The following is a 25,232-nucleotide window of genomic DNA, read 5'->3' as shown; positions in this document are numbered from 1 at the left end:
CTACCCTGGGTCGCGATGATGCTGGCTACAGGTGTCTTGTTGACCTGGCGTGAAATGGCCGGCCCGGGTGTGGCAAGCGCTACCATCGCGACTTTGCCCGTGGCCCCTGCATCGGCTGCGGAAAAACCGTTGCCGGTGGCCACCCTGGCCCTGGCATTCGGCTTCCAGGCGCCTGGCCAGCCCCAATCGAGCCGCTCGGACATCACGCTCAAGGCCACCTTCGTTTCCAGCCAGGGCGATGCCCGCGCGCTGGTCAAAAGCGCCAATGGCGATGCCATCCACCGGGTCGGCGACCGCCTGCCGGGCGGCGGCGTGCTGCGGCGCATCGACGTGCGCTCCATTGTGTTGTGGCTTAACGGCCGGGAAGAAGTGGTGTCGCTGTCAGCCAGCGCTTCACCCGTGTTCCAGCCCTCCGGCAGCACCACGGGTGCTGCTTCTGTTTCCTCTTCTTCGCCCCGCCTGTTGCGGGAGGTGCAATGACTCTCAAACGATACCTGCGTGCCGCCTCGCTCGGCGCCTGCCTTACCTTGACCTGTTCCATGGCCCTGGCCGACGAGGCGACCTGGCAACTGGCAATGAGCGATGCCGACGTGCGCGACGTGGTGCGTGAGGTGGGGGCGATACTCGACCAGACGATCATCCTGGACCCCCGCGTACAAGGCCGCATCACCGTCCTGTCCAGCGAGGCGCTCGACCGTGAAGGGATACGCCGGCTGTTCTACTCGGTGCTCAACGCTCAGGGCTTCGCCGCGGTGAACGACGGTGACCGGCTGTTGGTGCTGCCGGCCAGCGAAGCCAAGGCCTGGGCCAACCAGCAGGTCGAGGCCATCCCTGCGGCATTCACCACTCGGGTGTTGCCGCTGTCGGGCAGTACGGCCTCGGACCTTGCGGGGCTGTTGCGCCCGCTGGTGTCGAGCAATGGCTATATCGGGCCTTCCAGTTCGGCCAACGCCCTGGTGGTGACCGATTCGGCCGCCAATCTGGACCGCCTGGAAGACCTGGTGTTGCAGCTCGACAGCGGCCAGCGGCACGACTACGAACTGGTGACCTTGCGCAAGGCCCAGGCCAGCGACGTGCTGGCGGTGGTGGAAGGGGCCGCAGGTGGCCCGGACAGCGGTGTGCGGGTACTGGCTGACCTGCCGGGTAACCGCCTGCTCATCCTCGGGCCCGCCAAGTCGCGCCAGCGCCTGGCACAGTTGAGCCGTTCGCTGGATGTCCCAGCGCCTACCGCTTCGCAGAACTGGCGTGTGGTCCGCCTGCAGCACAGCAACGCCGAGCAGTTGGCCGAGGTGCTGGGCGATGTGGGCAAGCGCCTGGACGGCAAGCCGACCGGCGACGGCCTGGGCGAGGCGCTCAGTGGTGAAGCCATGGTCAAGGCCGATGCCAACCAGAACGCCCTGGTGCTGCTGGGCGAGCCCCAGACCCTGGGCAGTGTTGAACAGATCATCGAGCAATTGGATCAACCACGGGCCCAGGTGTTGATCCACGCGGCCATCGTCGAAGTCAGCGGTGACATCAACGAGGCCCTCGGCCTGCAATGGGGCATCGACAAGGGCGGCCTGAAGGGAGGCATCACCTTCCCGGACAGCGGTGCCTCGCTGGCCGACTTGCTCGGCGAGGGTAAGTCGATCCCGGCGGGCGCGGCCCTGGCCATCGGCTCGGATCGCTTCGGCCTGCTGGTCTCGGCCCTGGCCAGCAATACCCGCAGCAACTTGCTGTCGACTCCCAGCCTGCTGACCCTCGACAACCAGGAGGCGCAGATCCTCGTCGGCCAGAACGTGCCGTTCAAGACCGGGTCGTACACCACCACCGGCAGTGGCGCGGACAACCCGTTCACCACCGTCGAGCGCAAGGACATCGGTATCAGCCTGAAGGTGCGCCCGCACATCAACGAAGGCCGGACCTTGCGCCTGGAAGTGGAGCAGGAAAGTTCGGAGCTTGCCCCCAGTACGCTGGAAAACGACCTGATCACCAACAAGCGCACGCTCAAAAGCACCATCCTCGCCGCCGACGGCGAGATCATCGTGATCGGTGGCCTGATCAAGGACAGCGTGAGGAAAGAGCAGCGTGGCGTGCCGTTGCTCAGCCGAATTCCCTGGGTGGGCGGCCTGTTCCGCTGGAACCGGGATGTCCAGGAAAAGACCAACCTGATGGTCTTCCTGCGCCCTACCATCCTGCGTAGCCAGGACGAGCTGGTCCAGGCCGGGCGACGCGCCTACGAGAACGTTCGCACAGTGGACGATTCCGTGCTGCCCAAGGATGCCCGACAGCTGTTCGAGGCCAAGCGCCTGCCCGACAACCCAGGCGACCGTCGATGAGCGCCGCTCTGCCCTTCAGCTTCGCCCGGCGCCACGGCATCCTGTTCGACCAGCAGGCGGATGAACCCGCCTTGCTGATGCGCAAGGATGCGTCGCTGGCCGCCATGGCCGAGGCCTGTCGCGTGGTAGGCAGTGCCTGGCCCCTGCGCCAGGTGGACGACGCCTGCTTTGCCGAGCGCCTGGCCAGTTGCTATGGCGGCAGCCAGGACGCGGCGCAGGCGGTGGTCCAGGGCTTGGACCAGGAAATCGACCTGTCCCGCTTGGCCGAAGCCTTGCCGCAGACCAGCGACCTGCTCGACCAGCAGGACGATGCGCCGATCATTCGCCTGCTCAATGCCTTGCTCAGCGAGGCGGTGCGCTCCCGGGCGTCGGACATCCACCTGGAAACCTTCGAGCAGCAACTGCGGGTGCGCATGCGCATCGACGGCGTGATGCGCGAAGTGCTGGCACCGCCACGGGAGCTGTCCGCGCTGCTGGTCTCGCGCATCAAGGTCATGGCGCGCCTGGACATCGCCGAGAAGCGCGTGCCCCAGGACGGCCGGATCAGCCTGCGCCTGGCTGGCCATGAAGTGGACGTGCGGGTGTCGACCCTGCCGGCGGCCCATGGCGAACGGGTGGTGCTGCGTTTGCTGGACAAGCAGGCGGTGCGCCTGGACATCGACCACATGCAGATGCAAGGGGCGGTGCGTACCGGCTTCATGCGCATGCTGGAGAAGCCCCATGGCATCTTCCTGGTCACCGGGCCCACCGGCTCGGGCAAGACCACGACGCTGTACACCGCGCTTTCGTACCTCAACCAGGTGTCGCGCAACATCCTCACCGTCGAAGACCCGATCGAGTATCACCTGCCCGGTATCGGCCAGACCCAAGTCAACACCAAGGTCGACATGACCTTCGCCCGCGGCCTGCGTGCCATCCTGCGCCAGGACCCGGACGTGGTCATGGTCGGCGAGATCCGTGACCGGGAAACCGCCGATATTGCCGTCCAGGCTTCGCTTACCGGGCACCTGGTGCTGTCCACCCTGCATACCAACAGCGCATTGGGTGCCATCACACGCCTGGCGGACATGGGCATCGACACCTGCCTGCTCGCCTCGTCGCTGGCCGGGGTCATGGCCCAGCGCCTGGTACGCAAGCTTTGCCCGCACTGCAAGGTCGCCTGCGACGTGGACGAGGCCATTGCCAACGCTCTCGGCCACCCCGCTGAGCGGCCTGCGGTGGTGTACAAGGCGCAGGGGTGTGCTGAGTGCCAGCAAGGCTACAGCGGCCGTCTGGCCCTGCATGAAATGGTGGTGGTAGGGCCGCCGCTGGCCCAGGCGATCCATACACGCGCGTCCCAGGCGCAGATGCTCGAGCTGATCCGCCAGGACACGCCGAGCTTGTTCCAGCATGGCGTCCAGCGTGTCTGCCAGGGGCAGACCAGCGTGGAAGAACTGCTGCGCGTGACGGGGCAGGGCTGATATGGCGGTGTTTCGTTACCAGGCCCAGGACACCCAAGGCGTTCGCCAGCGGGGCACCCTGGAGGCGCCGAGCGCGCGCCAGGCCCGCCAGGCGCTGCGCGACCAGGGGCTGCTGGTGCTGCAGGTCGAACCGGTACGGGCGTCTTTCTTCAATGGCTTGTTGGCGCGCAACCGCCTGAGCCTGGCCCGGCGCTCGCTGCTGACCCGGCAGCTGGCGACCTTGCTGCATGCGGGCGTGCCGCTGACCGAAGCCCTGCAGGCCGTCGCTGCGCAAACCAGCCAACGCCAAGTACGGCAAATAGTGCGTGGCGTGGCTGAGCGCGTTGCCGAAGGCCACGCCCTGGCGCAAGCACTGGGGGCTTATCCACAGGCGTTTCCCATGGTCTACCGGGCCACCATCGCGGCGGCGGAACGCTCCGGCCACCTGGCCGGGGTGCTCGACCGCCTGGCCGAGCATGGCGAGAACCAGCAGGCCCTGCGCCAGAAAGTACAACTGGCGATGGTGTACCCGGTGATCCTGCTGGTGGTCTCGTTGCTGGTCGTGGGCTTTCTGCTGGGCTATGTGGTGCCAGATGTCGTGCAGGCGTTCGCCCGGGACCAGGCCCAACTGCCCATGGCGACCCAGGTACTGATCGCGCTCAGCGACGCCACCAACCGCTATGGGCTGATAGGCGTTCCGGCCCTGGCGGCAGCGGCTACGGTGGTGTACCTGGCCTTGCGCCAACCCACCCGGCGTCGGCAGTGGCATGGGGTGTCCTTGCGCCTGCCGGCTTATGGCGAATTCGTCCGCGCCAGTGAGGCGGCGCGTTTCATCAGCACCTTGGCGATTCTGGGGCGCAGCGGTGTCGCCCTGGTCGAAGCCATGCACATCGGTGCCGGTGTCATCGGCAACCTGGTGCTGCGCGAACGCCTGCTGGAAGCGGCCCGGGAGCTGGGTGAAGGCGCCACGCTGGCCAACTGCCTGGCACGCAGCGAGACCTTGCCGCCCCTGATGCTGCACATGATCGCCAGCGGCGAGCGTGCCGGTGACCTGGACACCATGCTCGAACGTGCCGCCGACCTTCAGGGCAAACAGCTGGCGGGGCGGATCTCCCTGCTGGTGAGCCTTTGCGAGCCGCTGATGCTGCTGGTGATGGGCGGCATCGTGCTGTTCATCGTGCTCGCCATCCTGCTCCCCATTCTCAACCTCAACCAACTGGTCAACTGATATGTCCATTCGTTCAGCACGCCGCGCGCAACGCGGTTTCACCCTCATCGAAATCATGGTCGTGGTCATCATCCTGGGCGTGCTTGGCGCCTTGGTGCTGCCCAACGTGATGAGCCGCCCGGACCACGCCAAGCTCACCGCCGCCCGCACCGATATCCAGTCGATTTCCACGGCCCTGGAAATCTATCGGCTGGACAACGGCCGCTACCCAAGCACCGCCCAGGGCCTCGATGCCTTGGTCAAACAGCCGACCGTGGCGCCGCTGCCGCGCCAGTGGAACGCCCAGGGCTATCTGAAGAGCACGCCTACCGACCCGTGGGGTTCGCCTTACCAGTACACGAGCCCTGGTACGCGCTCGAGCCAAGGCTATGACCTGTATACCCTGGGCGCCGATGGCCAGCCTGGCGGCGAGGGCATGGACGCCGACATCGGTAACTGGCCTGAATGAAACGGCGCCAAGCCCAGGGTTTTACCCTGTTGGAACTGTTGGTGGTCATGGTGCTGCTGGGGATCGTCATGGGAATGGCGGGGCTGAAGTTCGGTCGTGACCCGCAGCGTGTGGCCAACCAGGAGGCCAGCCTCTTTCTGCAAATGCTGCAGCATGCACGGCAACAGGCGGTGCTGGAGGGGCGCACCCTGGGTTTGCGCCTCGACGGTCAGGGCTACCAGTTGTTCCGCGCCGCCGAGCAAGGCTGGGAGGCTGCGGGCCGGCATCGTGCGTTGGAGCTGGATTTGCGCCTGGAGGTCGATGGGGTGCCGGTATCGACCGCTGCACGCGGCAACGCACCGCAACTGGTGATCTCCAGCAATGACGAGCACACGCCGTTCTCGTTGTATTTCATGGCGATGGACAAGCGCCTGGCCACGGTGTCGAGTGATGGACTCAATGATCCCAAGCTCGCACCGTGAACGTGGATTCACCTTGCTGGAAGTCTTGGTGGCGCTGGCGATCTTCGCCGTCCTGGCGGTGGCGGTGAGCACGGCGACCCGGCATGTGCTGATGCAGTCGCAAGGCTTGCAGGACCGCCTGTTCGCCAGCTGGATCGCCGATAACCATCTGACCGAGCTGCGCTTGCTGCCGACGCCGCCGGCTGGGCAGCGCACGCTGGAGGTGACCTACGACCGGCGCCGCTGGACGCTGGTCGAGACCCGTCGTCGCCTGGCTGGGCGTGGCCTGGTCGAAGTCCATGTGCGTGTGGGCCTCGCCGCGAATGGCCAGGTGCTGCACCAGGCCACCGGGTGGACGGAGGACGCCGATGCTGCCGAATGAAGCGGGCAGGGCGCGCCGCCAGCAGGGCTTTACCCTGATCGAGTTGCTGCTGGCCATCGCCATCTTCGCGCTACTGGCGGTCGGCACCGGGCGCCTGCTCGATGTGCTGGTACGTGCCGATGCCAAGCGCCAGGACCAGGCCGAAGCCGTGCGCGCGTTGGGGCGGGCAATGAGCCTGGTTCAGCGGGATGCGCTGCAAGCGTACCTGCCAGGGAGCCTGAACAAGAACGGCTATGGCTTCACGCTGGGGCAGCAGCGCATGGGCTGGCTGCTCGCCGGCACCCAGGACAGCCAACCCTTGCCACGCAGCGACGTGAGGTTGGTCGACTATTGGCTGGAGGATGGCGTGCTGTGGCGGCGGCGCAGCACCTTGGAACAAGGCCTAGGTCTTCCCCAGCGTCTGCTCGACGGTGTCGTCGAGCTGCGCTGGCGCGTGTATGTGCCCGAGGTCGGCTGGCAGACGCGCTGGCCCTTCGCGCAGCGCCGGCCAGCACCACCGCAGGCACTGGAAATCATCGTGTCGACACAGCGCTTCGGGCAGGTGCGGCGGGTGCTTCCCCTGGCGGGGGCCAATCGATGACCCAGCAGCGGCAAAAGGGGCTGGCGCTCGTCACGGTACTGTTGATCATGGCGCTGTTGTCGTTACTGGTCGCCGGCATGTTGCGTAGCCACCAACTGCTGCTGGGCGGTGTGACCCAGCAGATCGAGGCCACACGTTTGTTGCAGCTGGCCCATGGCGCAGAACGCAGGGTCCTGGGGCAGCTTCGCCAGGCGGTGGTCGAGGTCGTTCAGGTCACCCATGGCGGGCAGCACTGGGCGCGTCCCCAGGCCTTCACCCTCGGCCAGGGGCGGGTGCGCACGCAGCTTGAGGATCTCTCGGCACGATACAACCTCGGTGCCTTGCTGGCGCCCAAGACGCCCGACCCGATCTTGCTCGAACGGTGGGAACGCCTCTGTCGGTCACTGCAGATAGAGCCCCCCGTGTTGGACAGCTTGATGGGGAAACCGCTGCTCGACATCACCCAGCTACGTGCCTTGCCGGAGGTTTCCGCAGCGGTCATGGAGCGCTTGCGGCCCTGGGTCGTGGCATTGCCCAAGGAGGCCAGGCTCAACATCAATACCGCACCTGCGCAGGTGCTGGCCGCGCTCGAGGACCTGTCGCCCGACGTGGCGCGCCGGCTGGTGGCTGGGCGACCCGAAGAGGGCTACGCCAGAGTCGACCAGTTCCTGGCCCTGCCCCAAATGGAGGGCCTTGGCGTGACCAGCCGCGGGCTGACCGTGAACAGCCAGTGGTTTCGACTCGAGGTCCAGGTAGAGCTGGGCGGCAGGCGGATGTACCTGTACAGCGACTTGGAAATCGATCTGAACACGCACCAGGTTCGTGTGGTGCGACGTGTGTTTTCTGCAGTGCGGGAGCAAATGCCGAATGAGTGAAAATTGGTTGTACCTGCTGCCCGCAGGAAAAGAGACGGCCGATGCGCAGTGGCCCGTGTGGGTGCGAACGGCAGGTGGCGAGCAACACCGCGTGAGCATCGGTGACGTGGCCTCGATCCTGAGCGGCGCGGCCGTGGTGGTGGTGCCGATGGAAATGGTGGGCACCTGCGAAGTCGGCCCGCTGCCGGGCAGGCGGCCCAAGCCCGATACCTTGGCTTATGCCGCCGAGGACCAGTTGGCAGCGCCGCTGGAGACGGTGCACCTGGCTTTCGGCCCTGCCGATGAGCAGAAGCAACGGCGGGGACTGGTGATTGACCGAGACGTCATGGACAACCTGCTGGCCCTGCTGCAAGCCCAGGGTGTCGAACCGCTTGCCTTGCATGTCGATGCCGACCTGCTCACGGGCGAGCCCGCGTGTGCGCTGTGGCTCGAAGGCCGTTGGTTGATAGGCGGTGCTGGCGCCCCCCGGTTGGCTGCCACCCCCCAGGCCGCCCAGGCGCTGGCACCGCAGTGGCCGACCATCGCATGGCTGGCCGAGGCGCAGCAGGCAGAGCTGCCCCTGTGCACCCGATCGGTCACCTGTGCCTTCGATACGCTCAGGCAAGGCCGCATGCAGGCCATCGACCTGCTTCAGGGCGCCTACCGACGGCGCCGTGCGAGCGTGCCCTGGCGAGCCCTGGCCGTTGGGGTGTCGATAGCGTTCGCGATGGTGTGCGTGGCCGATTACCTGAGGGCTGAATGGCTGCTGCAGCGCACCGCCCAATTGCAGGCAGACAATCGCCAGGCCTTCCAACGCTGGGCGCCCGGGCAGCCGGTCAGCGCAGATCTTGCCAGCCAGATCCGTGCGCTCGAGTACCGCCCGCACCCGGCGACGGCGATCGAAGGGCTGGCGTCGCTCGGCGAGCAGTTGGTGGAAACCGGGAACCTGACTGTGGCGCAGGCAACCCTGAGCCCTGTCGAAGGCTGGCGCATGGAGGTGTTGGCGCAAGGGTTCGAAGACCTCGAGCGCCTGCGCCAACGCGTGCCGGCAGTATTGATCGACCAGGCCCGTCAGGACGAACAAGGTGTACGGGCGACCCTGACCTGGAAGGAGGCGCGATGATGCAGTGGAAGGAACATGCCCTGGTGCGCCAATGGCGGCTGATCTCGGGCGAGCGGCGAAGGGTGATCGTAGCCGCCCTGTGGGCATTGACCCTGGTTGCGGCCTGGCAGCTGGCGTGGGAGCCAGGCCAGGCGCGCCTGCAGCAGGCCGGCCAGGCATTGGCCCGCGAACAGGCATTGGCCGACCACCTGCAACGGGTATCGGCAGGGCCTGCCCGGATGCAGGAAGCCTGGCCGGTGCTGACACCGGCCAGGCTGAGCGAGCGGGCCCAGGCGGCGGGCGTGCGCATCACTGGCCTTGAGACCAGGGCCCAGCAGGTCGATGTCAGCTTCGAAGGCTCGCCGGCCGTGATGTTTGCATGGCTGCATGCGCTTGAGCGTGAAGGCGGCCGGGTACGGGACATGCAATTGCAGGTCATGGACGACCAGCTCCAGGCCAGGGTCAGTCTGGAACTGGACGAGGCATGAGGCTGATTAAGCTTCGCTTCAGCCAGCCTCGGTAGGCTGTTCCCATCGAAACCCCAACAGGACCTGACACCATGAAAGCTCGTTACCTCGCCCTGATCCTCGCCCCTCTGTTCAGCACTGCCGCCCTGGCAGCCGGCTACACCGGCCCAGGCGCCCAGTCGGTGACCACCGTCGCCGCCGCCAACGATGCCGCTGACGACACCCCGGTGGTGCTGCAAGGCTACGTGACCAAGAAGATCAACAACGACGACAAGTACGAGTTCAAGGACAACACCGGCACCATCACCGTCGAGATCGACGACGAGGACCTGCCGCAGACGCCGTTCAACGACAAGACCAAGGTCAAGCTGACCGGCGAGGTGGAGAAGCACCTGATGAGCCGTGAAGTGGACGTGGACATCGTCGAGATCGTCAACTGATCCCAGGCTTCATCGCCGGCAAGCCGGCTCCCACAGGTTCAGCGCAGCGCGAGACAGGTGGGAGCCGGCTTGCCGGCGATGGGCTGCAAAGCAGCCCCTGTTCAGGCAGTCTTGGGTGGCAACCGGCTCAGGTGCAACGCCACCAGCAATGCCACCGCCAGCAGGCTGCCGATGAACAGCCCGATGCCGTTCCACCCGGCCTGGTGCCAGAACACCCCACCGGCCGTACCGGCCACGCTGGAGCCTGCGTAGTAGCAGAACAGGTACAGCGACGAGGCCTGCCCCTTGGCCTTGAGCGCCCGTCGGCCGATCCAGCTGCTGGCCACTGAGTGCGCGCCGAAGAAGCCGAAGGTGAACACCAGCATGCCCAGGATCACCAGCGTGAGCGGGCTGGCCAGGGTCATCAGCAGCCCGCCGGCCATCACCAGGATGCTCGCCCAGAACACCTTGCGCCTGCCCAGTTTGTCCGCCAGCGCGCCCACCTGGGCGGAGCTGTAGATGCCCGACAGGTACACCACCGAGAGCAGGCCGACCAGGGCCTGGTTCATGTGGTAGGGCTCTGCCAGCAGGCGGTAGCCGATGTAGTTGAACAGGGTGACGAAGGCCCCCATCAGCAGGAACGCCTCGAGGAACAACCACGGCAGGCCTGCGTCACGAAAATGCATGACGAAGCCGTCCAGCAGGCTGCGCGGGTTCATGGCCTGGGGGCGGAAATTGCGCGATTCGGGCAGCACCTTCCAGAACACCAGCGCCGCGACCAGGGCCAGGCCGCCGATGGCCAGCATCGCCGTGTGCCAGCTGACGAAGTCGATCAGTACCCCGGTGATCAGGCGTCCGCTCATGCCGCCGATGGCATTGCCACCGATATACAGGCCCATGGCCAGGCCGATGTGCTGCGGGTGGATTTCTTCGCTCAGGTAGGTCATCGCCACGGCGGCCAGGCCGCTCAGGGCCAGGCCCACCAGCGCGCGGGTGGCCAGCACCAGTTCCCAGGTCGGCATCACTGCGCTGGCCAGGGTTGCCAAGGCCGCACAGAGCAGGGCGAAGACCATGACCGGCTTGCGGCCGATACGGTCGGAAATCGGCCCGGTGACCAGCAAGCCGAAGGCTAGCATGGCCGTGGAAACCGAAAGCACCAGGCTGCTCTGCGCGGCGTTGATGGAAAACTCCTGCGACAGCAACGGCATCATCGGCTGCACGCAATACAACAGGGCGAAGGTGGCGAAGCCGCCGCTGAACAGCGCCAGCACGGTCTTCATGAAGGCGGGCGTGCCTTTTTCGATCCAGGTGTCGTTCAGGGCAGGCGTGACAGGCTCGGGGTCGATGGAGAGCGGAGCGACGGCGGATTTCACGGAGGGGACCTCTGGCGCTGGGCCGGTGTTGCGATGAAAAAATCATATAGCTGGCTAATGGATACATCCAATATATTGTTCGACCTATTTAAGACGTTATGCGACCTAATCGGAGCCCGTCATGGAGTTGCGTCATCTGCGGTATTTCATCGCCGTGGCCGAAGAGTTGCACTTCGGTCGCGCGGCCCAGCAGTTGGGTATCTCACAACCTCCGTTGAGCCAGCAGATCCAGGCCCTGGAGCAGGAACTGGGCGCACGCCTGTTCGAGCGCACCAACCGGCGGGTCGAGCTGAGCGAGGCCGGGCGGCTGTTCCTCGACGAAGCGCGCCAGGTGCTGGCCCAGGTGGAAAAGGCAGCGGATGTCGCCCGGCGCGCGCAACTGGGCGAGCTGGGCGAGATGAAGATCGGCTTCACCTCTTCGGCGCCGTTCACCTCGAGGATTCCCAAGGCGCTGCATGCCTTTCGCCAGCGCTTTCCCGCGGTGCACCTGAACCTGCGCGAAATGAGCAGCCGTGACGTGGCCGAGGCGGTGTTCGACGAGAGCATCGAAGTCGGCCTGATGCGGCCGATGCCATTGCCCGAAGGGCTGGTGGCCACCGAACTGTTCAGCGAGCCGCTGGTGGCGGTGATCCACGCCTCCCACCCCCTGGCCCAGGGCAGCGAACAGGGCGTGTTCATGCAGGCGCTGGCCAACGAGCCCTTCGTGTTCTTCCCGCGCAGCTACGGCAGCGGGTTGCATGCGCAGTTACTGAGCCTGGCGCGCCAGGCCGGGTTCAGCCCGCATTTCGCCCAGGAAGCGGGCGAGGCGATGACCATCATCGGCCTGGTGTCGGCGGGGCTGGGGGTGTCGGTGTTGCCGGCTTCGTTCCAGCGCATGCGTATCGATGGCGTGGTGTACCGGACCCTGCTGGACGAGGGCGCGACGACTGCGGTGTGGCTGGTCCAGCGGCAGGCGGCAGGGTCGGCCATGGCCAGGGCGTTTGCCGAGTTGTTGACCCGGTAGCTCCGTAGGCGTTCGCCGTGGCGGCTGCGGTGTCTGTGGGATCGAGCGCCGCCCGCGCGGCGCTTGATCTTGCAGGCACCGAAGCGCTTCAAATGAACAGCATTAATCTACGCGCACTAGGCTTGCCAGCGCCGAAACACTAGCGACGTATTCACGCCACCAAAGGCGAAGTTGTTGTTCATCACATGCTCATGCTGCATGGCCCGGAACCCGCCGCGCAGGTAGTCCAGCTCACCGCAGCGGGGGTCGATGTGGTCGAGGTTCAGGGTATGCACGTACTGATCGCGGTTCATCATCTCGATGCTGAACCAGGACTCCAGCGCTCCGCAGGCCCCCAGGGTGTGCCCAAGGAAACTCTTCTGCGAGCTGATGGGCATGCGCGGGCCGAACAGTTCATGGGTGGCCAGCGTTTCGGCGATGTCGCCTTGTTCGGTGGCGGTTCCATGGCCATTGACGTAGCCGATGGCCTCCGGCCCAAGCCCTGCGTCTTCCAGTGCCAGCTCCATGGCCCGGCGCATGGTGGTCTGCTCGGGGCGGGTGATGTGCTGGCCGTCGGCATTGCTGCCGAAACCGACGATCTCGGCATGGATCCGAGCGCCACGGGCCAGGGCGTGCTGTAACTCCTCGAGCACCAGCATGCCGGCGCCTTCGCCCACCACCAAGCCATCCCGGGCGCTGTCATAGGGCCGTGGCGTCAGGGACGGGGTATCGTTCTTCAGGCTGGTGGCGTACAGCGCGTCGAATACCATGGCCTCGCTGGGGCACAGTTCCTCGGCGCCGCCGGCGAGCATTAGCGGCAGGCGCCCGTACTTGATCGCCTCGTACGCATAGCCGATGCCCTGGCTGCCGCTGGTACAGGCGCTGGACGTGGGGATCAGGCGCCCGGTGAGGCCGAAGAAGATGCTGATGTTGGCCGCGGTGGTGTGCGGCATCATGCGTACGTAGGAATTGGCATTGAGGCCGTCGGCCTTGGAATTGAGCAGCATGTTCCCGAAGGCCTTGATCTCTTCGGTACTGCCGATCGACGAGCCGCAGGCAACGCCCATGCGGCCGTCACGAATGCTCGGCTCGTCGAGCAACCCGGCGTCGAGCAGCGCTTGCTCGGCAGCCGCCACCGCCAGGTGTGCCACGCGGCCCATGCTGCGCAGTTGCTTGCGGGTCCAGTGCGCGGGCACCTGGAAGCCGTCCACGGGCCCGGCCAGGCGGGTGTTGAGCTCCTCGAAACGGTCCCATTCGTCCATGCGCCGGATACCGCTGCGGTTGGCGGCGAACTGTGTGGCGATGCTGGCCCAGTCGTTGCCCAGGGCAGTGATGCCGGCCATGCCGGTGACCACGACGCGGCGCATCAGCACAGCCCTCCGTTGACCGCCAGGACCTGGCGGGTGATGTAGGCGGCCTCGTCCGACATCAGGAAATTCACCGCCCCCGCCACTTCCTCGGGCGTGCCCATGCGTTGGGCTGGAATCATCTTCAGCAGCTCCTCCACCGGCACTTGTTCGTCGAGCATGGCGGTATCGATCAGGCCTGGCGCCACGCAGTTGACGGTGATGCGGCGCTTGCCCAGTTCGATCGCCAGCGCCTTCGCCGCTCCGATCAGGCCGGCCTTGGAGGCGCTGTAGTTGACCTGGCCGCGGTTGCCGATCAGGCCGGATACCGACGTGATGCAGACGATCCGGCCAGGGGCACGGCGGCGGATCATCGGCATGATCAGCGGGTGCAGCACGTTGTAGAAGCCGTCGAGGTTGGTGCGCATGACGGTGTCCCAGTCGTCCTCGGTCAGCGCCGGGAAGGCACCGTCACGGGTCAACCCGGCATTGCACACCACGCCATAGTAGGCGCCATGGGCCTCGACATCGGCTTCGAGTGCCGCGGCGCAGCCGCCACGGTCGGCCACGTCGAATTGCAGGACCCGCGCCTGGCGGCCCAGGGTACGGATTTCGCCGGCAACCGCCTCGGCCTCGTCTCGCGCGCTGCGACAATGCAGGGCCAAGTCGAAGCCCGCGCGGGCCAGGCGCAGGGCGATGGCGCGCCCGATCCCTCGGCTGGAACCGGTGACCAAAATGGTGTCAGTCATGCTGCGACTCCTCCGGGCGCGCCTCGGCCAGGTAGCTGGCAGCTTGCGGCGGGCGGTAGACATTCAGGCGGGCACTGGCATGGATGCCTTCGCCACGCAGGTGGCACTCGAACACGCCCATGCCGTTTTCATCCTCGAGCGAACGCAGGGCATGGATGTGCAGCTGCACACCGGCGGGAAACGCCTCGACATTGCATTCGAACTTGCGCGTGCCGAGCAAAAAGCCCATTTCCACGGGGCGCCCCTGGCGACGCGCCTGGCAGCCGGCATAGGCCGCCACGCTCTGGGCCATCAGCTCCAGGCCAAGCCAGGCCGGCAGGCTGCCATCGGCCCGGTTGAACTGGCCATCGGGGCGAACCGTCGTGCACGTGTGAATCTGCTCGTCGTCGCAGCTGTCGATGCGCTCGATGAGAATCATGTCCCCAGCGTGAGGCAGCAATTCGGCCAAGGGCCAAGTGATCATGAGGCATCTCCGAGAATCAGGCTGACATTGTTGCCACCGAAGGCGAACGAATTGCTCATCAGCCGGCGTGGCCCTTGCGCGGGCAGGCGCTGGCGGCCATCGACCAGGTGCAGCGCCGGCAAGCCCGGGTCGGGCTGGCCATCCCAGCAATGGGGTGGCAACAGGCCCTGCGGGTTGTGCATGCTCAGGCTCAACCAGCAGAACGCGGCCTCCAGCGCGCCGGCGGCACCCAGGGTATGGCCGGTCATGGGCTTGCTGGACGAGCAGGGCAGGTGGCTGCCGAACAGGCTGTGCACGGCCAGGCATTCCATGGCGTCGTTGTGCGCGGTGGCGGTGCCGTGCAGATTCAGGTAATCGACCTGCCCTGGCGTCAGGCCTGCATTGTCCAGTGCTTTGCGCATGGCCTGCAAGGCGCCTTTGCCGCTGGGCTCCGGTGCCGAGATGTGGAACGCATCGGAACTGGCACCTGCGCCGAGTAGGGCGATGGCAGGCCCCTGGGCCGATGATTGGCGTGTCATCAGGAACAAGGCGGCCCCTTCGCCGATGTTGATGCCGTCGCGGTTGGCCGAGAACGGGTTGCAACGCTGCGCACTGACGGCTTCCAGGGCGGTGAAGCCGTTGAGCGTCAGGTTGCAGAGGCTGTCCACGCCACCGCACAGCACGGCATCGCACAGGCCCAGGTCGAGCAGGCGCCGAGCGCTGAGCAAGGCACGGCCGCTGGAGGTGCAGGCGGTGGACAACACGTAGGCAGGCCCTTGCAGGCCCAGCCAGGCCGCCAGGAAGTTCGCCGGGGCGCTGAGCTCCTGCTGGTCGTAGCGGTAGTCGGCAGGGAAGCGGCCTGCCTCGAGGTAATGGGCGATGCCGGCAGTGGCTTCGGCGATTCCTGAGGTGCTGGTGCCCAGCACCACGCCGACCCGCTGCGGGCCATGGCGCTCGAGGGCTTGCCGGATCGCCGGCTCGATCTGCAAGGCGGCGGCCAGCAGCAGTTGGTTGTTGCGGCTCTGGTGGCCGGGCAGCGGTAGCGCGGGCAGTGGTCCGGCCACGCCGCCTACCGGCAGGCGGCGTCCGGGCACCCAGCCGTCCTGTAGTTGCATGCCGGAGCAGTCGCCGGCAAAGAGCCTGCGGGCCACCTGGGCCTGGCCGTGCCCGAGGGCACAGACCAGGCCCAGGGCGTCGAGGAAGGCGGTCATGGTGCGTTCTCGCTGGGCAAGGGGGAAACGTGGTAGCGCAGGCCTTGATCAAGGGCCAGGGTGAAGTCGTCGGCACTGCGATAGGTGACGCGCCATCGGCCTGGCAGGCTGCGTTCAGAAATGTGGCCGATGGCCTGGGGATAAAGCCGGGGCAGTTGGCCCGGTGGCGTCAGGGCGAACAGCATGGCGGCGAACAGCTCGCGCGCGGCAGGGTTAGGCGGCAGCAGGCCGTCGGCTTGCCAGTGCCTACCATCGAGCAACTGGCGCGCCTGGGGAACGCCCAGCAAGTCCAGCAGCGACCAGCGCAGGTGGCCGTCTTCACGCTGGATCACCAGCAGCCAGTCCTGGCGCTGGTTGGCCTGTTCCCGCTGTACATGGAACTGGCGTGGCAGCTCGAGCGGGGGCAGCTGCTCGGGCAGGGGCGGCTGCGAGGCGCAGGCGCCGAGCAGCAACAGCATCAACAGGGGCAACAGGTATTTCATGGCGCTACGTCCCCTCGCTCACGGCTCGTCGCCCAGGGCGCCAACAGGAAGCTGAACACCAGCCCCAGGCTCACGGCCAGGCCGAAGTTGCTCACCGCCGGTGTGCCGGACAGCGCCAGCAGGCCGAACGACAACCAGGTGGTGGCCGCCGCCAGCAGGGTACCCAGCAGACTGACCGCAGCACCGCCGATGCGCTCATGCATCAGAATGGCATAGTCCACGCCGATGGCGGTCACCAGCAGCAGGCCGAACAGGCTGAACAGGGTCAAGGGCTGCCCCAGCCAGCCAAGGCAGGCCAGGCTGCACAGCGCCGCCAGCAGCGGCAGGGCGACGATGCGCAGGGCCGCCCCCGGCCCGAAGGGCAGTACCAGCAATACCAGGATCAGCCCACAGGAGAGCAGCTTGAGTTCGGCGGCGCTGACCTGGGTGGCGGCGAACAGCTGGTTGAGTTCGCCCAGCCGGTCCACCAGTTGCACGCCGGGTAGGTCCTGGGCCTGCAGACGAAGCAGGGCGGCATCGGCCTGGCCTTGCAGGCTGACGACGGCGGCCACGCCATCGTCGGTGCGGCCCAGCCACAGCGGCCGCCAGGCTTCGCCCAGCGGCCCGGCGAGCACCTGGTCGATCGACAGCAGCGGCAGCGCTTGCAACTGCTGCAGCTCGCCGCGCAGGGCCGTTTCAGGCACACCCAGGGCCAGCAAGGGTTGCCAATGCTCAGGCAATTGCCCCAGGGCCTGCTGTACGTGCCGCTGCTGCGCCGGGCTGGCCAGCAGTTGGCTGAGCGCCATGTAGCCCTTGAGCTTGCCCAGGTCGACCAGTTCGTCGAGTTTGCCGGCCAGTGCCTGCAGGCGGTCGAGCAATTGTGTTTCATCGCTGGCGCGCACCAGGTAGAACTGGCTGGTCGGTTGGTAGCCGGTGATCCGGGCCACGGCTTGGGCTTCTTCGAGCAGCTGCGGCGGCGTACCGACCCATTGGCGGATGTCGTTTCGCGTCTGCAGTTGCCACAAGCCCGCGGCGCAGAACGCCAGCAGCAGCGCAAGCAGTGCAGCGCTGGGTACCTTGGTCAGCATGCGTTCGCGCAGGTCCGTCAGCGCCTGGGCGATTCGCAGCGGCCAGCGCGCCGGGCGCAGCTGCGTATCGCCAAACAAGGCTGGCAGCAGGCACACCGCGCTCAGGTAGGCGCCGACCAGGCCGGCGGCGGAGAACGCCGCGATCTGGGTCAGCGCCGGGAAGGGCGTGAAGGCCAAGGCCAGGTAGCCGATGCAGGTGGTCGCCAGGCTCAGGCTCAGCCCGGGCAAGGTCAGGCGCACGGCCGTCCAGCTGTGCCAGGGGCGCAAGCTCCAGCTCTTGGACAAGTAGTGCAGCGGGTAGTCCACCGCCACGCCGATCAGGCTCGAGCCCAATACCAAGGTCATGACATGCACGCGGCCGAACAGGGCCGTGCACACCACCGTACCGAACAGCATCCCCACCAGCACCGGCACGAAGGCCAACAGCACCCGCCAGCGGCGGAAGGCCAAAAGCAACAGCAGCAGGATGCCCAGCGTGGCGCCGCCGCCCACCCAGGTGATTTCCCGGCTGGCCTGGCGTTGGCCGCTGGCCGCATGCAGCAGGCCGCTGGCAGCCAGCAGTTGGGCACCTTGCTGTTCGGCCAGCTGGCGGCCGCTGGCGAGCAGGTCGGCGACCTGCAACGGCAGCTGCAGGTCGAAGGCGTCGCCCCGGGTGCTGGCGCGCAACATTACCCAGTGCAGGCCGTTTGCCTCGGCGACCAGCGCGCCGCTGGCCGTGTCCAGCCCCACATTGGCGGGCTTGGGTTGGCTGGCCTGGATGCGCGCGCCCAGGCCCAGCCAGTCGTCCTGGTTGGCCAACAGGCTGACGCCTGCGAAAGGGGCGAACAGCGCCTGCACGCGTTGTTCGATGAAGGCGTCGGGCTGTGTCAGCAACTGCTTGCGGTCGGTGGCGGCGAGCATCGCCAGGCGGCCTTGCAGCAGCTGGGCGCGTACCGCCTGCAGATCGGTCTGCAGGCTCCATTGCACCTGCTCGAACAGGCCGCTGGCCTGCCATTGGCTTGCCAGGCGTTCGGCCAGGTTCAGCGCCTGCTGGCGGTCGGCATGGCCGACCAGAACCAGCACCTGGCGGTTGAGCGGCGCCTGCATGCGCTGCTCGGCACGCGCTACCCATTCGTCTTGCGCAGCCCCGGGCACCAGGGTCATCAGGTCGGCGGAAACCGGGGCGCCGCGGTGCCATTGCCAGCCTGCCAGTGCGAGCACGGCCAGCAACAGCGCCAGGAACAGCCTGGGCAACAGTCGTTCAGTCGGCAAAGTCGCTGCGCTCCGAATCGCTCAAGGCCGTGGCGCCGTCGCTGGCCGGCATGCGCAGCACGGTGTTGTCACCCTGGGTTTCGGCCAGCACGATACGCTCCACGAAACGCCCGCCGGCAATATCGATGTGGGTGAACACCTGCTTGAGCAGCAACGCGCGAGGCACCAGGTGCAGTTGCCAGTGTTCGGCATCGCCGCTGAGGCTCAGTTCGAAGTCGCGCTGCAGGCCGCTGCTGTCGCCTTGCAGCACGGCGAAGAACAGGCGGTTCTGCTGCGCTCCGGCACTCTGGCTGGGCAGCTTCTGCCAACCGCTGCTGTCGCGCCGGGCGATACCGTCGGCGGTGATGCGGTAGTCCTGGCGCAGGGGCGTGCGCAGCAGCCAGAGCAGCCCATGGTCGCGGGCAAGGACGAAGCGGCCCTGGCTCACCAGCGGCTGGGGCAGGGCGCGCAAGTGTTTCTCCTGGACGAACGGGCCCTTGACCACCGCCGATGCGCCTAGCTGCTTCTGCAGGTCATCCAGGCTGAACGCCATGGCCTGCGGGCCGGCCAGCAGCAAGGTGGCCATCAGCAGGTAACCCGCCAGGCGTCTCATGCCAACACCTTGCCGACGGCGTCGAGCATGGCCTGGGGCGAGGCCAGCTGCATTTCGCCGCTGGCGATGTGCACCGCGACTTGCACCGTGCTGGCGCGGGTCATGCGCTCGCCTGTGAGTGCATCGCTGATCAGGTAGTTGATCTTCAGGCGGTGCTCCCATTCCACCAGGCTGGCGCGCACCTTCAGGCGCTGGCCGAAGGTGGCGCCGCGAATGTAGCGCAGCTGCAGGTCGATCACCGGCCACATATAGCCGCTGGCCTGCATGTTCGGGTAGTCGTGGCCCAGGCGTTCGAGCAGGGCGCAGCGGGCCACTTCCAGGTACTTGACGTAGTGGCCGTGCCAGACGATGTGCATGCTGTCGACGTCGAAGAAAGGCACGAGGATCTCCGTGTCTACATGGAATACCCCAGGCTTACGCATGCAGCCTCCAGTGGCGTTCGCCGATACGCGCCAGGCACAGGCGCAGTTCGCGCTCCAGGGCGCGGTCCTCGGTGACCGGCGCGAAGTCCTGCAGCAGGGCCGCATGCATGCTTGCCAATGCTGGCGGCAACGGATTGGCGCCGGCCTCTCGGCCGCGCAGCCACACTCCCTGGTTGGCGGCCAGCAGGGTCGCTGCGGCCACCTGCTCGGTCAGCTCCAGCACGCGCACGGCATCCCGGGCGGCAATAGTGCCCATGCTCACCTTGTCCTGGTTGTGGCATTCGGTGGAGCGCGAGAACACGCTGGCCGGCATGGTCAGTTTGAGGGCTTCGGCAGTCCAGGCGCTGGCGCCGATCTGCACGGCCTTGAAACCATGGTTGAGCATGGCGCGCCCGGGCTCGGCACCGGACAGGTTGCTGGGCAGGCCATGGTTGTAGCGCTCATCCACCAGCAACGCCAGCTGGCGGTCGAGCAGGTCGGCGACATTGGCCACCAGGGTCTTGAGGCTGTCCATGGCGAAGGCGATATGGCCGCCGTAGAAATGCCCGCCATGCAGCACCCGTTCGGCGTCGCCGTCGATGATCGGGTTGTCGTTGGCGCTGTTGAGCTCGGTCTCGATGAAACCGCGCAACCAGCCCAGGCTGTCGGCCAGCACGCCCAGTACATGGGGCGCACAACGCAGCGAGTAGCGGTCCTGCAACCGGTGCAGGGGCGCTGCCGGGGCCTCGATGGCCAAGTCCTGGCGCAACCAGGCGGCGACCTGGTTCTGGCCGGGGTGCGGCTTGGCGGCGAACAGGCGCTCGTCGAAGTGTTCGGGGTTGCCTTGCAGGGCAATCACGTTCAGCGCCGTGATGCGCGTGGCCAGCTTCAGCAGGTAATCCGCGCGAGCATAGGCCAGGCAGGCCAGGCCGGTCATCACCGCGGTGCCGTTCATCAGCGCCAGGGCTTCCTTGGGACGCAGTACCAGGGGCTGCCAGCCCAGTTCGCGGTGCACATCGGCGCTGTCGCGGCGCTGCCCCTGGTACATCACTTCGCGCTCGCCCGACAGGGCCGCAGCGACGTAGGACAACGGTGTCAGGTCGCCGCTGGCGCCCACCGAGCCTTCCTCGGGAATCAGCGGCAGGATGTCATGTTCGAGAAAGCCACGCAGGCGCTCCAGCAACACCACGCGCACCCCCGACATGCCGTGGCTCAGCGAGCGCAGCCGGGCTGCCAGCATCGCCCGGGTGGCCGGCGCATCGAGCAGCCGGCCCAGGCCGCAGCCGTGGAAGGTGTACAGGTGGCGCGGCAAGGCCTCGACATGCTCCAGCGGCACGGCCACCACGCAGGAGTCGCCATAGCCGGTGGTGACCCCGTAGATCACCCCTTCCTTGTCCAGGAGGCTGTCGACGAAACGCGCGCCACGGGCGATGCGTCCGCGGTACGCGGCATCTGCCTGCAACAGCGGGCGGGCCTTTCGTTGGCTCAGGGCCAGGATGTCCTCGATGGCGAGCGGGGCCTCGCCAAAGGTCATGGGCTCATGGGAATGCGTCGTCATCGTCGTTCCAGAAAGGGTAGAAGTTGAACCACTGGCCAGGGGCCTGCTGACAATAATGGCCCAGGCGAGCGGCATAGCGCCCGGCCCATTCGGCGATCACCTGTTCGCGCAGGTCGCGGCGCCACTGCAGGCGTTCGGCGAACGGCTCCAGGGTGATCCGGTAGCGGCCCTGGTGCTTGAGGCAGAACAGCAGGTTGACCGGGCAGCCCAGCAGGCCTGCCAGGAGCCAGGGGCCCTGGGGGAAGGCTGCCCGGTGGCCGAGAAAATCCACTGCTACCGTGCGGCTGCCGTGCAGGGGCACGCGGTCGCCGGCGATGGCCAGCCATTCGCCGCGCTCCAGACGCTCGGACAGTTGCAGCATGATCGCCGGGTCCAGCTCACTGACTTGGATCAGCCGCAGGTGGCTGGCGCCGGCCTCGCCCAGCAGGCGGTTGAAGCGTTCGGCATGGCGGGTGTGCACCAGCACGTTCATGGTCACCCGCTCGCCCAGCTCCGCCAGGGCCCGGCAGACTTCCAGGTTGCCCAGGTGCGCGCCCACCAGCATCTGCCCGCGGCTGCCGCGCAATTGCCGGCGTAGCTGGCTGGGGTCGTCGATCTCGATATCTTCAAGGCGCAGCCGGCCGTTCCAGGCGTCCAGCTTGTCCAGCAAGGCGTCGGCGAAGGCCATGAACTGGCCGAACACCCGCCCATGGGTCGGGGGCAGCACCTGGCCGCCGCTCCAGGCGGCCAGCCGCTGCTGATACTGCCAGGCGCTGCGCCGGGCCTTGCGCCCGAACAGAAAGAAATACAGCACGATGCCATGAATCAACGGGCTGAGCAGGCGTCGGCCGAGCAGGCGCACCAGCACGGCGGTCAGCTTCATCAGCCAGAAGCTGCCGCGTTCGCCTTGTTCGGCCCAGTGCCGGGAAGATCGGCTCATTGCCACCACCTGCGCCACAGCATCCGCGGTGCGCGCAGCAGCATGCCGAAGAACAGCCGGGCATGCATCCGCGAGATCAGCACGTTGTCGTGCAGCAGGCGAAAATGCGAGATGCCGTCGCTCGGGTAATGCACCCGGATCGGCCGCCAGCGCATCGGCTGCCCGCGCCAGGCCAGGCGCACCAGGACCTCCGTGTCGAAATCCATGCGCCGCCCGAGGCGTACCCTGTCCAGCAGGGCCAGGGTAGGGGCGAGCGGGTACAGGCGAAACCCGCACATCGAGTCCGGGATGGCCAGCGACAAGGTGTTGATCCAGACCCAGACGTGGGTCAGGTAGCGCGCGTAGAGGCGCCCCTTGGGCACGCTGGCGTCGTAGTGTGGATAACCGCACACCAGGGCCTGTGGACAAGCCCTTGAGTCGGCCAGGAACGCCTGGACATCGGCAAGGTCATGCTGGCCATCGGCGTCCACCTGCAAGGCATGGGTAAAGCCCAGCCGGGCGGCTTCGCGCAGGCCAGCCATCACCGCGCCGCCCTTGCCCTGGTTGACGGCCAGGCGCACCAGGAACACTTGATCCTGCCCGGCCAACTGGTCCAGCACCTTGGCGCAGGGCGCGTGGCTGGCATCGTCCACCAGCACGCAGGGCAGCCCCGTGGCGAGCACCTGGGCTACCACCGCGGGCACGGCGTGCTCGTGGTCGTATACCGGGATCACGGCGCAAGGCTTATGCACGGCCAGGCTCCAGGAGGATGCGGCCGCTGGAGCAGGCCTGGCCGTTGCTGGCGTAGGTGAAGTACAGCTTGCCGCGCTGGGCATCGTAGCGCAGGGTCAGTTCCAGCTCGTCGCCTGGGCGAACCAGTTGCTGGAATTTCAGCACTTCCATGCCGGCGAAGCGCAGCCCTTGCGGCAGCAGGGGCGTGGCCAGGGTCACGGCCCAGTCGACCTGTACCACGCCGGGCAGAATGGGGGTGGTGGGGAAGTGGCCGGTGAAGCAGGCCAAGTCCGCAGGCACCGCCAGGCGCAGGCTCAGTTGCTGCTCGTCAGAGGTCGTCTGGAGCACGTCCGGCGCATTGTCGCGTGGGGCTTGCAGCAGCGCCTGGACCTGCGCCTGGGGCAGCTTGCCCTGGCCGTTGAGCGGCAGTTGCCGCAGCAGGCGCCAGCGCCGTGGCAAGGCCAGGCTTTCACAATGTTGCGCCAGGTGCTGGCGCAGTGTATCGAGCAGGGCTCGGCGCCCCTGGGTGCGCAGCTGGTGCAGGCCGGCCGGGCTGGGCACGAGCAAGGCGCCGAGGAACGCACGGCCTTCCTGCACCACGCCCAATCGCGCATCGCTGACCCACGCATGGGCGCACAGCGCCTGCTCCAGCAGCGGCAGCGAGATGCGTTTTTCTTCAAGCTTGACGATGCGGTCCAGGCGCCCAAGCAAGTGGAAGCGGCCATCGTCGGTGAATTGCACGGCATCGGCGGTGTGTTCGACATGGCCTTGGGGCAGGTAGGGCGAGGCGACGCACAGGGCACCGTCCGCCGACTGGCTCAGGGTGATGCCGGCGAAAGGGCTCCACGGGGTATCGCCTTGGCGCCAGGCGATGCCGCCGGTCTCGGAGCTGCCGAGGATTTCCACGGGCCATTGGCCCAGGCGCCGATATAGCTGCTGCGCGGCGTCCCCAGGCAGGGCACCCCCGGAAGAAAACACCCGGCGCACCTGGCTCAGGGCTGGCCAATCGAGGTTGTCGCCCATGCGCTTGAGCAAGGCGGGGCTGGCCACCCAGGCGTAGCCAGGTTGTTCGCGGCTGGCACGCTGCAGGTCCTCCGGGAAGGGCAGCGGGCGACGCAGGAAACCGCGCCCGGCGCATAGCGGCCAGAGGACGCGGAACAATAACCCGTAGATGTGTTGGGTGGCGACGCTGCCGATGATCCAGGCGTCGCCCAGGTCGGCGCCCCACAGGCGTTCAAGGGCTTGCACTTCGTTGGCCAGCAAGCGCAGTGGCTTGTCGATGCGCTTGGGCTCGCCGCTGGACCCGGAGGTGCACAGGCTGATCTGACACGCGTCCAGGTCGAGGTCGGCGGGTGCCAGCGGCGCGCCTGAAAGCGAGGCCAGGCTGTGGTCGCCGGGTTGGTCGCTGAGCCACAGCTCGACTTGGTCGTTCCAGCGCGCACGGGTGTGTGCCTGCAGGTCGGCGGGCAGCAACACCTGTACCCCGGCTCGCCAGGCGCCCAGCAAGGCAATGGCCAGTTCGCCGGCATCCTCCAGGTACACCGCCAGGCGCTGCACGCCACGTTCGCGCAGGCCTCCGGCCAGGCACAGGGCGGCTTGGCAGAGGGTGGCGTGGTCCAGCGCGGGCTCGCGGGTGATCACCCGAGCGGCGGCGTGTGGCTGCAGCAGGTGCTGGGGTTCGATCCAGTTCATGAGCGTGCTCGCATGCGTTGCCTGGCCAGCCATTCCACGGCGAACAGCAGCCCCATGGCCAGGTAGGCGATCAAGCCGTTGTAGAGGGTCCACCAGGGCAGCGGTGCCCACAGGGTCATGCCGGCGGCGATCAGCCCGTTGACCAGGAAGAACAGGCACCAGACCTGCGTCACCCGGCGCGTGTAGGCAACGGCGGCGTCAGGCAACTGCGGCTCGCGCAGGCGCGCCAGGCGTTCCACCAACGGCGGGCCGTACCTGAGGCTGGAGGCGAACAGTGCCAGCAGCAAGCCATTGACCAACACCGGGTACCAGCGCAGCAGCTGGCGGCTGTCGGACAATGCCAGCAGCGCACAGAAGGCCAGGGCGACGATGGTCATCCACAGATTGCCGGGCCGGCGCGGCGCGCCCAGGGCACGGGCCAGCCACAGCGCGGCGAGCACCAGGGCGAACTGCCAGGGGGCGAAACGGGCCAGGCCGTAGTGCACGGCGAAGGGGTAGAGCACCCCGGCCAGCACCAGGCCGAGGCCGACCAGGCGCTTCATGCCGCAGAGTTCACCAGGCGGAACACCGCCTCGACCACATCCTCGACGGTGCGCACGGACTTGAAGTCCTCGGCGGTGATTTTCTTGCCGGTCTGGCGCTTGATGTGGTCGATCAGATCGATGGCGTCAATGCTGTCGATTTCCAGGTCCTGGTAGAGGTGGGACTCCAGGCGGATGCTGGCTGGATCGAGCTCGAACAGCTCGACCAGGGCGTCGCGCAAGAGGTTGAAGATGGCTTCGCGGTTTTGCATGGTGCGG

Annotated in this window: 28 protein-coding genes; 13 read left to right on the top strand and 15 right to left on the bottom strand. The window is 67.1% G+C overall.

Features of this window, described 5'->3' with window-relative positions; genetic code table 11:
* Nucleotides 1-39 precede the first annotated feature (39 nt).
* The 12 genes from IRZ56_RS05890 (at nucleotide 40) to IRZ56_RS05835 (ending at nucleotide 9,677) form a co-directional block, all read left to right on the top strand.
* A complete protein-coding gene (locus IRZ56_RS05890; protein ID WP_196144078.1) occupies nucleotides 40-480 on the top strand; it encodes a type II secretion system protein N in 441 nt (146 codons plus the stop codon).
* Nucleotides 477-2,318, top strand: coding sequence for a type II secretion system secretin GspD (gene gspD, locus IRZ56_RS05885; protein WP_196144077.1), 1,842 nt, complete (start codon nucleotides 477-479; stop codon nucleotides 2,316-2,318). The genes IRZ56_RS05890 and gspD overlap by 4 nt, the downstream gene beginning before the upstream one ends.
* Nucleotides 2,315-3,778, top strand: coding sequence for a type II secretion system ATPase GspE (gene gspE / locus IRZ56_RS05880; RefSeq protein ID WP_196144076.1), 1,464 nt, complete (start codon nucleotides 2,315-2,317; stop codon nucleotides 3,776-3,778). Before gspD ends, gspE begins: the two co-directional genes overlap by 4 nt.
* A 1-nt stretch (nucleotide 3,779) precedes the next feature.
* Nucleotides 3,780-4,985, top strand: a complete 1,206-nt coding sequence (gspF, locus tag IRZ56_RS05875) for a type II secretion system inner membrane protein GspF (protein ID WP_196144075.1) — start codon at nucleotides 3,780-3,782, stop codon at nucleotides 4,983-4,985.
* Between the two features lies 1 nt (nucleotide 4,986).
* A complete protein-coding gene (gspG, locus tag IRZ56_RS05870) occupies nucleotides 4,987-5,433 on the top strand; it encodes a type II secretion system major pseudopilin GspG (protein WP_196144074.1) in 447 nt (148 codons plus the stop codon).
* On the top strand, nucleotides 5,430-5,894 hold the full coding sequence (gene gspH / locus IRZ56_RS05865) for a type II secretion system minor pseudopilin GspH (RefSeq protein WP_196144073.1): 465 nt from the start codon (nucleotides 5,430-5,432) through the stop codon (nucleotides 5,892-5,894). Before gspG ends, gspH begins: the two co-directional genes overlap by 4 nt.
* Nucleotides 5,863-6,255: a type II secretion system minor pseudopilin GspI gene (gene gspI, locus IRZ56_RS05860; protein WP_230386167.1), complete on the top strand. Its 393-nt coding sequence runs from the start codon at nucleotides 5,863-5,865 to the stop codon at nucleotides 6,253-6,255. The genes gspH and gspI overlap by 32 nt, the downstream gene beginning before the upstream one ends.
* Complete coding sequence (gene gspJ, locus IRZ56_RS05855) at nucleotides 6,242-6,835, top strand: type II secretion system minor pseudopilin GspJ (protein WP_196144072.1); 594 nt, start codon at nucleotides 6,242-6,244, stop codon at nucleotides 6,833-6,835. The genes gspI and gspJ overlap by 14 nt, the downstream gene beginning before the upstream one ends.
* A complete protein-coding gene (locus IRZ56_RS05850; RefSeq protein WP_196144071.1) occupies nucleotides 6,832-7,689 on the top strand; it encodes a general secretion pathway protein GspK in 858 nt (285 codons plus the stop codon). Before gspJ ends, IRZ56_RS05850 begins: the two co-directional genes overlap by 4 nt.
* A complete protein-coding gene (gspL, locus tag IRZ56_RS05845; RefSeq protein ID WP_196144070.1) occupies nucleotides 7,682-8,791 on the top strand; it encodes a type II secretion system protein GspL in 1,110 nt (369 codons plus the stop codon). The genes IRZ56_RS05850 and gspL overlap by 8 nt, the downstream gene beginning before the upstream one ends.
* Nucleotides 8,788-9,258: a type II secretion system protein GspM gene (gspM, locus tag IRZ56_RS05840; RefSeq protein ID WP_196144069.1), complete on the top strand. Its 471-nt coding sequence runs from the start codon at nucleotides 8,788-8,790 to the stop codon at nucleotides 9,256-9,258. The genes gspL and gspM overlap by 4 nt, the downstream gene beginning before the upstream one ends.
* 71 nt (nucleotides 9,259-9,329) lie before the next feature.
* Nucleotides 9,330-9,677: a YgiW/YdeI family stress tolerance OB fold protein gene (locus tag IRZ56_RS05835; RefSeq protein WP_196144068.1), complete on the top strand. Its 348-nt coding sequence runs from the start codon at nucleotides 9,330-9,332 to the stop codon at nucleotides 9,675-9,677.
* Between the two features lie 101 nt (nucleotides 9,678-9,778).
* Here the strand turns inward: IRZ56_RS05835 and IRZ56_RS05830 are convergent, their stop codons facing one another.
* On the bottom strand, nucleotides 9,779-11,029 hold the full coding sequence (locus tag IRZ56_RS05830; RefSeq protein ID WP_196144067.1) for an MFS transporter: 1,251 nt from the start codon (nucleotides 11,027-11,029) through the stop codon (nucleotides 9,779-9,781).
* A 121-nt stretch (nucleotides 11,030-11,150) separates the two neighbouring features.
* On the opposite strand from IRZ56_RS05830, the gene IRZ56_RS05825 reads away from it, so the two are divergent.
* Entirely contained in the window at nucleotides 11,151-12,032 is an 882-nt protein-coding gene (locus tag IRZ56_RS05825) for a LysR family transcriptional regulator (protein ID WP_196144066.1), read from the top strand.
* Between the two features lie 116 nt (nucleotides 12,033-12,148).
* Here the strand turns inward: IRZ56_RS05825 and IRZ56_RS05820 are convergent, their stop codons facing one another.
* Genes IRZ56_RS05820 through IRZ56_RS05755 form a run of 14 tightly spaced genes read right to left on the bottom strand, consistent with a single transcriptional unit; the run spans nucleotide 12,149 to nucleotide 25,225 of the window.
* Nucleotides 12,149-13,378, bottom strand: coding sequence for a beta-ketoacyl-ACP synthase (locus tag IRZ56_RS05820; protein WP_196144065.1), 1,230 nt, complete (start codon nucleotides 13,376-13,378; stop codon nucleotides 12,149-12,151).
* Entirely contained in the window at nucleotides 13,378-14,106 is a 729-nt protein-coding gene (gene fabG / locus IRZ56_RS05815; RefSeq protein ID WP_196144064.1) for a 3-oxoacyl-ACP reductase FabG, read from the bottom strand. Before fabG ends, IRZ56_RS05820 begins: the two co-directional genes overlap by 1 nt.
* Nucleotides 14,099-14,569, bottom strand: a complete 471-nt coding sequence (locus tag IRZ56_RS05810) for a hotdog family protein (protein ID WP_196144063.1) — start codon at nucleotides 14,567-14,569, stop codon at nucleotides 14,099-14,101. The genes fabG and IRZ56_RS05810 overlap by 8 nt, the downstream gene beginning before the upstream one ends.
* Complete coding sequence (locus IRZ56_RS05805) at nucleotides 14,566-15,759, bottom strand: beta-ketoacyl-[acyl-carrier-protein] synthase family protein (RefSeq protein ID WP_196144062.1); 1,194 nt, start codon at nucleotides 15,757-15,759, stop codon at nucleotides 14,566-14,568. The genes IRZ56_RS05810 and IRZ56_RS05805 overlap by 4 nt, the downstream gene beginning before the upstream one ends.
* Nucleotides 15,756-16,241, bottom strand: a complete 486-nt coding sequence (locus IRZ56_RS05800; RefSeq protein ID WP_196144061.1) for a hypothetical protein — start codon at nucleotides 16,239-16,241, stop codon at nucleotides 15,756-15,758. The genes IRZ56_RS05805 and IRZ56_RS05800 overlap by 4 nt, the downstream gene beginning before the upstream one ends.
* Nucleotides 16,238-18,559, bottom strand: a complete 2,322-nt coding sequence (locus IRZ56_RS05795) for an MMPL family transporter (RefSeq protein WP_196144060.1) — start codon at nucleotides 18,557-18,559, stop codon at nucleotides 16,238-16,240. Before IRZ56_RS05795 ends, IRZ56_RS05800 begins: the two co-directional genes overlap by 4 nt.
* Nucleotides 18,549-19,151, bottom strand: a complete 603-nt coding sequence (locus tag IRZ56_RS05790; RefSeq protein WP_196144059.1) for an outer membrane lipoprotein carrier protein LolA — start codon at nucleotides 19,149-19,151, stop codon at nucleotides 18,549-18,551. The genes IRZ56_RS05795 and IRZ56_RS05790 overlap by 11 nt, the downstream gene beginning before the upstream one ends.
* On the bottom strand, nucleotides 19,148-19,573 hold the full coding sequence (locus IRZ56_RS05785; protein WP_196144058.1) for an acyl-CoA thioesterase: 426 nt from the start codon (nucleotides 19,571-19,573) through the stop codon (nucleotides 19,148-19,150). The genes IRZ56_RS05790 and IRZ56_RS05785 overlap by 4 nt, the downstream gene beginning before the upstream one ends.
* Nucleotides 19,566-21,110 (bottom strand): HAL/PAL/TAL family ammonia-lyase, encoded by a 1,545-nt coding sequence (locus IRZ56_RS05780; RefSeq protein WP_196144057.1) that lies wholly within the window; start codon nucleotides 21,108-21,110, stop codon nucleotides 19,566-19,568. The genes IRZ56_RS05785 and IRZ56_RS05780 overlap by 8 nt, the downstream gene beginning before the upstream one ends.
* The gene (locus IRZ56_RS05775; RefSeq protein ID WP_196144056.1) at nucleotides 21,091-22,029 is read right to left on the bottom strand and encodes a glycosyl transferase; all 939 of its coding nucleotides are present in this window, start codon (nucleotides 22,027-22,029) and stop codon (nucleotides 21,091-21,093) included. The genes IRZ56_RS05780 and IRZ56_RS05775 overlap by 20 nt, the downstream gene beginning before the upstream one ends.
* Nucleotides 22,026-22,760, bottom strand: coding sequence for a glycosyltransferase family 2 protein (locus IRZ56_RS05770; protein ID WP_196144055.1), 735 nt, complete (start codon nucleotides 22,758-22,760; stop codon nucleotides 22,026-22,028). The genes IRZ56_RS05775 and IRZ56_RS05770 overlap by 4 nt, the downstream gene beginning before the upstream one ends.
* Entirely contained in the window at nucleotides 22,753-24,432 is a 1,680-nt protein-coding gene (locus IRZ56_RS05765) for an AMP-binding protein (protein ID WP_196144054.1), read from the bottom strand. Before IRZ56_RS05765 ends, IRZ56_RS05770 begins: the two co-directional genes overlap by 8 nt.
* A complete protein-coding gene (locus IRZ56_RS05760; protein ID WP_196144053.1) occupies nucleotides 24,429-24,974 on the bottom strand; it encodes a hypothetical protein in 546 nt (181 codons plus the stop codon). Before IRZ56_RS05760 ends, IRZ56_RS05765 begins: the two co-directional genes overlap by 4 nt.
* Nucleotides 24,971-25,225 (bottom strand): acyl carrier protein, encoded by a 255-nt coding sequence (locus tag IRZ56_RS05755; protein WP_196144052.1) that lies wholly within the window; start codon nucleotides 25,223-25,225, stop codon nucleotides 24,971-24,973. Before IRZ56_RS05755 ends, IRZ56_RS05760 begins: the two co-directional genes overlap by 4 nt.
* Nucleotides 25,226-25,232: the final 7 nt, after the last annotated feature.

The organism is Pseudomonas guariconensis (genome assembly GCF_015680235.1).
In the GTDB taxonomy this organism is placed as follows: Bacteria; Pseudomonadota; Gammaproteobacteria; order Pseudomonadales; family Pseudomonadaceae; genus Aquipseudomonas; species Aquipseudomonas guariconensis_A.
The sequence above is the reverse complement of the archived record's forward strand: the minus strand, read 5'-3'. Positions and strand labels throughout refer to the sequence as shown.